This window comes from Paraburkholderia sp. EG286B (genome assembly GCF_040965655.1).
GTDB lineage: Bacteria > Pseudomonadota > Gammaproteobacteria > Burkholderiales > Burkholderiaceae > Paraburkholderia.
The window spans coordinates 1-1,924 of the sequence record NZ_JBFRCF010000101.1 but is presented as its reverse complement, the minus strand read 5'-3'; the positions used below and the strand labels follow the sequence as shown (position 1 = coordinate 1,924).

General features: G+C 63.8%; 1 protein-coding gene. It reads right to left on the bottom strand.

The genetic code is table 11. From position 1 onward, the window contains the following. Positions 1 to 1,924 (bottom strand): amino acid adenylation domain-containing protein (locus AB4Y42_RS43845; protein WP_368697838.1); only part of this gene is annotated, 1,924 nt, incomplete at both ends.

Genomic DNA, 1,924 nt, shown 5'->3' with positions numbered 1-1,924 from the left:
CGCCGTACTCTGCTCGCTGATCAGGTTGGCCGGGACCGCCACCTCCTGATGGCTGCCAAGGCTTGCCGCCAGATCCGCCAGCACCGGCTTGGCGAACAGGGTGCGCACCTCGACCCCAAGCGCCAGCCGCCGCAGCCGCTCCATCAGTTGCACCGCCAGCAGCGAGTGGCCACCCAGTTCGAAGAAGTGGTCGTGCCGCCCGACCCGCTCTAGCCCCAGAAGCTCCGCCCAGAGCCTTGCCAGCGCGGTCTCGATCTCGCCTTGCGGCGGCTCGTAGCTCCGCCGCGCATACGCCTCATCCTCCGGCGCCGGCAGCGCCTGGCGGTCCAGCTTGCCGTTCGGCGTCAAGGGCAGTGCCGCCATCCGCACAAACGCACTCGGCACCATGTAGTCCGGCAGGTGCGCACTCACATGCGCGCGCAACGCGCCGGCCAGCTCGACGCCATCCGGCCCGTTCGAAGCTGCTTCAGCCGCACACACCACATAGCCCACAAGGTGTTTATCGCCGCGGCGGTCCTCGCGCGCCACCACCACTGCCTCGCGTACCAAGGCGTGCTCGGCAAGCCGCGCCGCGATCTCGCCCGGCTCGATCCGGAAGCCGCGGATCTTCACCTGCTCGTCGTTGCGGCCCAAGAACTCCAGATTGCCGTCCGGCAGATACCGCGCCAGGTCCCCGGTCTTGTACAGCCGGTCGCCGGCCACAAAGGGGCTGGCGATGAACCGCTCCGCCGTCAGCTCCGGCCGGTTCAGGTACCCGCGCGCAACGCCGGCCCCGCCAATGTAAAGCTCACCCATCACCCCGAACGGAACAGGCGCGCCATGACCGTCCAGAAGATACACCCGCGTGTTCGCGATCGGACGCCCAATCGGGAGACGGCGGAATGTCTCATCAATTGCGGTGACCTCGCAGACTGTCGCGAAGGTAGTCGTCTCGGTCGGACCGTAGCAGTGAACGAGACGTACAGGACCTTCTTCTCTCAAGAGTCTCAGAAATGAGGAAAGGTCATTGCGCTCGCCTCCGCAGAGGAGATACTTAAGTTGTGCTAACGTCGGGGCAATCGCTGATGCATATTGGTTGAATAATGCTGTTGTTAGAAAAAGTGATGTCACCCGTTGCTGTTTAAGCGCCCTAGCAAAAGTTGAAGCATCTATGACGGTGGTGGCATCCATTGCAATGATGCAGCCACCATTGAGCAGCGGCGCCCAGACTTCAAATGTGCTGGCGTCGAAGGAAGGATTGGCGGCAAAGGCGACACGATCTCCGGCACCGATCTTCGCATATCCATTGTTGATCACGAGCCGGTTGACAGCACGATGCGGAACAACAACTCCCTTCGGACTGCCGGTCGACCCGGAGGTGTACATCACATAAGCGGCCGCCTCGGCGCTCAATGCAAGGCCTGGATCAGCACTGGATCCCGTTCCAGCCATCAGCGCTTCCACAGCCAGAACAGGAATCGTCACCTCAACCAGATGGTCCCTCTCGGCAAGCACCAAGCGCGCAGCACAGTCGGCAATCAACCATCCTTGCCGCGCAGGTGGAAGGGCGCGATCAATCGGTACATACACTGCCCCCGCCTTCAGGATCGCAAGCTGCGCCGCTACAAGACTGACGGAACGGTCAAGCACAGTGGCTATGCAATCGCCCGGCCTCACACCGAGCCCGGTCAGATAATGCGCCAGACGGTTGGCCCGCGCATTGAGCTCGCCATAACTCACGCGCTCCTCCGCACAGACCACCGCCACCGCCTCCGGCGCCTTGGCGACCTGCGCCTCGAACAGCTCGTGGAGGCACTGCTCCGACGGATACGCCGCCGCCGTCCGGTTCAGCTCCTCCAGCAGATACGCCCGCTCAGCGGCCGGCAGCAGCTCAATCCGCCCGACCGCTTGCCGCGCATCGGCAACCATCGCCCGCAGCAGCGCC